A 6,999-nucleotide genomic window follows, 5' to 3' on the forward strand; every position below is an offset into this window, starting at 1 on the left:
CGACAAGCTTGACCGCGCGAGGCGGATGCAGCCTTTGACGTGACGCGGGCGTTCAAGGCCCGACAAAATCCCGTGGGGAGCCTTTGGCCGGACGGCCGGAGCCCCTACATCCGGTCCAGAATCAAACCGCCCCAGAGGAGTCTCTCCATGGCCTTCACCCTTCCGCCCCTCCCGTACGCCTACGACGCCCTGGAGCCGGCGATCGACAAGGAGACGATGACCTTCCACCACGACAAGCACCACCAGACCTATGTCGACAACCTGAACAAGGCCGTCGACGCCGACGCCTCGCTGCAGGGCAAGTCGCTGGAGGAGCTGTTCGCGACCATGTCGAAGCTGCCGAAGGCGGTCCGCAACAACGGCGGCGGTCACTGGAACCACAGCCTGTTCTGGGAACTGCTGGCGCCGCAGGGCGAGACCGGCGAACCGTCGGCCGAGCTGGCCGCCAAGATCGACGCCGAACTGGGCGGTCTGGACAAGTTCAAGGCTGACTTCGACGCCGCCGGCGCCGGCCAGTTCGGCTCGGGCTGGGCCTGGCTGATCCTTCAGGACGGCAAGCTGAAGGTCACCTCGACCCCGAACCAGGACAACCCGCTGATGGACGTGGCCGACGAGAAGGGCGCTGTCCTTCTGGCCGCCGACGTGTGGGAGCACGCCTATTACCTGAAGTACCAGAACCGCCGGGTCGACTACCTGAAGGCCTTCTGGTCGGTGGTGAACTGGAACAAGGTCAACGAACTGTACGAAGCCGCCAAGTAAGCGGTCCGACAGTCAGGACTTCGGAGAGGCGCCGTAGCGATGCGGCGCCTTTCTTGTGTTTGGATTTGTTAGCGCTAACATCGCTCCCAACAAACATATCGCCGGGGAGCGGGACATGAGGGACTGGGCGAAGCGCGCGGGGCGTGCGGCGGCGGCGATGGCCGTGTGCGGGGCTCTGCTGTCGGGAGGCGCGGCCGTCGCGCAGACCCGGACCATTGTGGCGGACGCTTCCGCCGAGAGCCGTCCGCGCGACCGGATGGCCGACTTCTCCATCGGGGCGGACTATCCGGCGGTGACCGGGCGCGAGGACGCCCTGGCCCAGTTGCAGATCGCCCGCGAGGAGCTGGGTTTCCGCTACATCCGCTTCCACGCCATCTTCCATGACGACATGGGCGTCTATCGCGAGGTGGACGGCCGGCCGGTCTACGACTTCAGCAAGATCGACGCCCTGTACGACCGGTTCCTGGCCATGGGGATCAAGCCGTTCGTGGAGCTGGGGTTCACCCCGCACGACATGCGGACGTCGGACCAGACCATCTTCTACTGGAAGGGCAACACCTCGCATCCGCAGCCGGAGAAGTGGGACGCGCTGGTCGACGCCTTCGTGCGCCACCTGATCGACCGGTACGGCGCCGAGGAGGTCCGGACCTGGTATTTCGAGGTCTGGAACGAGCCCAATCTGGACGGATTCTGGGAGCGGGCGGATCAGGCGGCCTATTTCGACCTGTATGTGCGCACGGCGCGGGTGATCAAGGCGATCGATCCGGCGCTGCCGGTGGGCGGGCCCTCGACGGCGGGCGCGGCCTGGGTGCCAGAGCTGCTGGCCTATGCGCGAGAGCACAATGCGCCGGTCGATTTCGTGACCACCCACACCTACGGGGTGGACGGCGGCTTCCTGGATGAGAACGGGGAGGGGGATAACAAGCTGTCGCCCAATCCGGACGCGGTGATCGGCGACGTGCGCCGGGTGAGAGCCCAGATCGAGGCCTCGGCGACGCCGGGCCTGCCGCTGTACTTCACCGAATGGAGCACCAGCTACAATCCGCGCGACCCGGTGCACGACAGCCACCTGAGCGCGTCCTACATCCTGAGCCGTCTGAAGCCGGTCGAGGGGCTGGTTCAGGGGATGAGCTACTGGACCTATTCGGACCTGTTCGAGGAGCCGGGGCCGCAGAGCCGCCCGTTCGACGGCGGCTTCGGCCTGATGAACCCGCAGGGCGTCCGCAAGCCGTCGTGGTTCGCCTACAAATATCTGGCGCGGCTGGGCGACCAGGAGTTGGCCAACGCGGACGCCCAGAGCATCGTGACGCTGGACGGCGGGACCCTTCAGGTGCTGGCCTGGCATTATGAGGCGCCGGACCAGACGGTCAGCAACCGGCCCTATTTCCGCGCCGTGCAGCCCGCGCGGGCGTTGGAGCCGCTGGTCATCGAGGCGCGGGGGCTGACGCCGGGCGTGCACCGGGTGGAGGTTCGCCGCGTCGGCTTCCGCAGCAACGACGCCTACACCGCCTATCTGGAGATGGGGCGGCCGGAGACGCTGACGGCGGACCAGCTGGCGCAACTGCAGGCCCTGACCCGGGACGAGCCGGAGGTCTTCACGGTCACTGTCGGCGCCGACGGGCGGGCGCGACTGGAGTTGCCGATGAAGGCCTATGATGTGGTGCTGGCCGAGTTCGCGCCGGCCGATCGCTGAGGGAAGCGGAGATGAAGCGGGTCGTTCCGGGACTGCTGGCCGCGGCGCTGCTGGCGGCGTCGCCGGCGTCGGCGGAGGTGAGGGGCGTGGTCCGTCTGGACCAGCCCGGCGCGCGGGTGAACCCGGATGTTCACGGCCAGTTCATGGAGCAACTGGGCAGCGGGATCACCGGCGGAATCTGGGTGGGCGAAGGCTCGGAGATTCCCAACACGCGGGGCTTCCGCAACGACGTGGTCGGCGCCCTGAAGGCGCTGGAGGTTCCGGTCGTGCGCTGGCCGGGCGGCTGCTACGCGGACACCTATCACTGGCGCGACGGCATCGGGGCGCGGGCGGCGCGACCGGTGACGCTGAACCGTTGGTGGGGCAACAGTCCGGAGGACAACGCCTTCGGCACCCATGAATTCTTCGACTTCGCCGAACTGATCGGGGCGAAGACCTATCTGAGCCTGAACATGGGCTCGGGCACGCCCGCGGAGGCGGCGCAGTGGGTGGAGTACATCACCTCGGACGGCGGCTCGACCCTGGCGCAGGCGCGTCGGGCGAACGGGCGGGAACGGCCGTGGAAGATCGACTACCTCGGTCTGGGCAACGAGCCGTGGGGGTGCGGCGGGCGCATGCGGGCGAGCTATTACACCGACCTGATGCGCCAGTACGCCGGGTTCGTCGCCACGCCGGGCACGGTGACCGTGGCCGCCGGTCCGAACGCCGAAGACTATGACTGGACCCGCACCCTGATGCGGGACGGGCGCGAGAGCTTCGACCAGCTGTCGCTGCACTATTACACGCTGCCGACCGGCGACTGGGCGCGCAAGGGCGCCTCGATCGGCTTTGACGTGGCCGAGTGGAGCGCGACCTTCGATCAGGCCTACCGGATCGAGGCGATGATCCGCGGACATGACGCGGTCATGGACGAGTATGACCCCGAAGGCCGGGTCGGGCTGGCGGTGGACGAATGGGGCGCCTGGTATGATCCGACGCCGGGGACGGTGGCGGGACACCTTCAGCAGCAGAACTCGCTGCGCGACGCCCTGCTGGCGGCGGTGCATTTCAACATCTTCCACCGGCATGCAGACCGGGTGCGGATGAGCAACATCGCCCAGATGGTCAATGTGCTGCAGGCCCTGATCCTGACGGACGGCGGGCGGATGACCCTGACCCCGACCTACCACGCCTTCATGATGTACAAGCCCTTCCGCAACGCGGCGGTCCTGCCGGTGACGCTGGAGGCGGATGAGGGCGACCGGGTGGATGTGACCGCGGCGCGAGGGGATGACGGGGTCGTGCATTTCGCCTTGGTGAATCTCGACCCGACGCGCCCCACGACCGTGCGGCTGGCGCTGGAGGGCGGACGGCCCGGCCGGCTCAGCGGTCAGGTTCTGACCGGCCCGCGGATCGACACGCACAACACATTCAGCGATCCGGGCGCCGTGGCACCCGCGGCCTTCAGGGACATGCGGATGCAGGGCGACGTTCTGGTCGTGAGCCTGCCTGCTAGGTCGTTGGTGGTGGTGCGGGCGGGGTGAAGGAGGGCGGGTTTACCGCTCGCTAACCCTGCGCGTGGGGCCGTCGGTTAAGGAAGAACCGGGCAGGATGGTGGGCCGATCGCTGACCGAGTTCTCCCCCCATGCGCGTCCTGACCTGCCTGACGCAGGAGCACAACCTGCTCCTCGTCGCTCTCGCTGCCGTAATCTGTGTTGTGGGCTCAGTGGTTCTGAACCGCCTGTTCGACAAGACCCGCGTCAGCAGCCTGAGGGCCCGCTTGCCGTGGTTGTTCCTGGGCGCGATGGCGGGCGGGGCGACCATCTGGTGCACCCATTTCGTGGCCATGCTGGCGTATCAGCCGCAGGCCGAGGTCAGCTATGCGCCGGTGCTGACCGGCCTGTCGCTGGTGGTGGCGATGACCGGCTGCGGTCTGGCGCTGGCGATCGGCGCGATGAAGCGTCCGCACGCGGCGGCGGCGGGCGGCGCGGTCTTCGGCCTTGCGGTCACCGGCATGCATTACGCGGGCATGGCGGCCTTCGTGACCGACGCCCTCGTGATCTGGTCACCGGCCTATGTCGTGGCCTCGGTGGTCGCCGCGGTGGTCGGCGGCGCGGCGGCCTTCCACACCGCGACGGACGAGCGCCCGTACCGGAAGATGCTGCTGGCGCCGGCGCTGCTGGTGCTGACGATCGTGGCCCTGCACTTCACCGGCATGGGCGCCCTGACCATCATGCCGCTGGCGCCGGGCGCGGATGCGGGCTCGCTGTCGGACGCCGACGGCCTGCTGGCCGCGGGCGTGGCGGCGGTCGGCTTCCTGATCCTCGGCACGGCGGTCGCCAGCTATGCCCTGGAAGAACAAACCGAGCGCCTGTCTCGGGACCGTCTGACGGCCCTGATCGAGGGCAGCGTCGACGGCATGGCCGTGGTCGCGGACGGCCGGGTGCGGCTGGCGAACCACGCCTTCACCGAGCTTTGCGGCGTACAGGAAGGGCAGACGGTCGGCACCGCCATCGAGGACTGGATCGAGGATGTCGCCTCGCTGCAGCCGGGCCTGCTGATGCAGAGCCGGGTGAAGGCGCGGGACGGCGCTCCGGTGCCGGTCGAGATCGCCGTGCGTGAGGAGGCCATGGGCGCCGAGGGGCGGCCGGTGCAGATCCTGGCCGTGCGCGACCTGCGTTCACGGCTCGCGCAGGAGCGCCGCATCGCCCATCTGGCCCGGAATGACAGTCTGACGGGGCTTCCGAACCGGACGTCCTTCCTCGAGAAGCTGGAGCGGTCGGTGGCGGCCGCGGCCGGCGACGGCGCCTTCGCCCTGCTGGCGATCGACCTGAACCGGTTCAAGGAGGTCAACGACCTGTACGGCCACGCGGTCGGCGACCGGCTGCTGGTCCATGTGGCCGACAATCTGAAAGCCGGTCTGCGCGAGGGCGAGTTCGTGGCTCGGCTGGGCGGTGACGAGTTCGTCGCCCTGATCCCGATACGCGAGCGGATGGACGCCCACGCGGCTGCCGAACGGCTGCGGGTGGCGATCATGACGCCGCTGGAGGCCGAGCATGCGGAACTGCAATGCGGCGCCTCGGTCGGCATCGCCCTGTGGCCCGACGATGCGTCGGAGACCTCGACCCTGATCAACAACGCCGACCTGGCGATGTACCGGGCCAAGAGTTCGCTGACGACGGACGTCTGCTTCTACGAGGGGACGATGGACGAGGCTGTCCGCCAGCGCCGTCGCATCACCCTGGGCCTGCGGGACGCGCTGGAGAACAACCGGTTCGAACTGCACTATCAGCTCCAGGCTTCGGTCGAGACGGGCGACGTGACCGGCTTTGAGGCCCTGCTGCGCTGGAAGCAGCCGGACGGTTCGTACATCTCGCCGGCGGAGTTCATACCGCTGGCCGAGGAGACCGGCCTGATCCTGCCGATCGGGGAGTGGGTGCTGCGCCGCGCCTGTTCGGAAGCCGCCAGCTGGGACGAGCCGCACCGGATCGCGGTGAACCTTTCGCCGGTCCAGCTCTCGCATGTCGACCTGCCGCGGCTGGTGCACCAGATCCTGATCGAGACGGGGCTGGCCCCGCACCGGCTGGAGCTGGAGATCACCGAGACCGCGATGATCTCGGACATGGAGCGGACCACCCACATCCTGCGCCAGCTGAAGCTGCTGGGCGTGTCGGTGGCGATGGACGACTTCGGCACCGGCTATTCGTCGCTGTCGACCCTGCGCGCCTTCCCGTTCGACAAGATCAAGCTGGACCGGACCTTCATGTCCGAGCTGGACGGCGGACCGCAGTCCAAGGCCATCATCCGCGCCGTGCTGGCGCTGGGCGAGAGCCTGGACATCCCGATCCTCGCCGAGGGCGTGGAGACGCAGGAACAGCTGGTCTTCCTGCGCGAGCAGGGCTGTGACGAGGTGCAGGGCTATCTGCTGGGCCGCCCCAGCCGCGAGGCCGTCGCACAGACGAGCGGGGCCGAGGCGGACAGCAAGGTCGCCTGAGGCCTGAATACCGGCGCGCACGTTGACTCCGCGGGAGTCCATGGGCATAAGCGCCGCCTTCGCGCGCCTGACTCCGGTCGGGGGCGGGATTTATGACGGACGATGCGTGGACCGCCGTTGGGATCGTCTCTCCAGTTGGGGAGGGACCGGGCCGCATCAACATAGAGAGTGACTTATGTCCAAGCGCCACAGCGCCAAGTACAAAATCGACCGCGCCATGGGTGAAAACCTGTGGGGCCGTTCGAAGTCCCCGGTTAACAAGCGCTCGTACGGCCCCGGCCAGCACGGTCAGCGCCGCAAGTCGAAAGTCTCGGACTTCGGCCTGCAACTGAAGGCCAAGCAGAAGCTGAAGGGCTACTACGGCAACATCACCGAGAAGCAGTTCGCCGCCACCTACGCCGAAGCGACCCGTCGCAAGGGCAACAGCTCGGAGAACCTGATCGGTCTGCTGGAATCGCGCCTGGACGCCATCGTCTACCGCGCCAAGTTCGTCCCGACCGTCTGGGCCGCTCGCCAGTTCGTCAGCCACGGCCACGTGACCGTCGACGGCAAGAAGGTCGACATCGGTTCGTAC

5 protein-coding genes are annotated in these 6,999 nt (G+C 68.1%); all 5 read left to right on the forward strand.

Annotated features, from left to right (window positions below):
• Positions 1-147: 147 nt before the first annotated feature.
• Complete coding sequence (locus tag VGE03_RS12820) at positions 148-759, forward strand: superoxide dismutase (protein ID WP_331046864.1); 612 nt, start codon at positions 148-150, stop codon at positions 757-759.
• A gap of 115 nt (positions 760-874) precedes the next feature.
• Positions 875-2,452, forward strand: a complete 1,578-nt coding sequence (locus tag VGE03_RS12825) for a GH39 family glycosyl hydrolase (RefSeq protein ID WP_331046865.1) — start codon at positions 875-877, stop codon at positions 2,450-2,452.
• 11 nt (positions 2,453-2,463) lie between these two features.
• Positions 2,464-3,975: an alpha-N-arabinofuranosidase gene (locus tag VGE03_RS12830; RefSeq protein WP_331046866.1), complete on the forward strand. Its 1,512-nt coding sequence runs from the start codon at positions 2,464-2,466 to the stop codon at positions 3,973-3,975.
• Between the two features lie 101 nt (positions 3,976-4,076).
• Positions 4,077-6,425: a bifunctional diguanylate cyclase/phosphodiesterase gene (locus tag VGE03_RS12835; protein ID WP_331046867.1), complete on the forward strand. Its 2,349-nt coding sequence runs from the start codon at positions 4,077-4,079 to the stop codon at positions 6,423-6,425.
• Positions 6,426-6,600: 175 nt separating this feature from the next.
• A partial coding sequence (gene rpsD, locus VGE03_RS12840) for a 30S ribosomal protein S4 (protein ID WP_331046868.1) occupies positions 6,601-6,999 on the forward strand: 399 nt, incomplete at its 3' end.

Origin of the sequence: Brevundimonas sp. (assembly GCF_036400995.1) — a bacterium.
Classification (GTDB): Bacteria; Pseudomonadota; Alphaproteobacteria; order Caulobacterales; family Caulobacteraceae; genus Brevundimonas.

Bases quoted from the DNA above. Each gene is read 5' to 3' on its own strand.
- VGE03_RS12820 (WP_331046864.1), top strand. From the start codon at position 148: ATGGCCTTCACCCTTCCGCCCCTCCCGTACGCCTACGACGCCCTGGAG.
- VGE03_RS12825 (WP_331046865.1), top strand. From the start codon at position 875: ATGAGGGACTGGGCGAAGCGCGCGGGGCGTGCGGCGGCGGCGATGGCC.
- VGE03_RS12830 (WP_331046866.1), top strand. From the start codon at position 2,464: ATGAAGCGGGTCGTTCCGGGACTGCTGGCCGCGGCGCTGCTGGCGGCG.
- VGE03_RS12835 (WP_331046867.1), top strand. From the start codon at position 4,077: ATGCGCGTCCTGACCTGCCTGACGCAGGAGCACAACCTGCTCCTCGTC.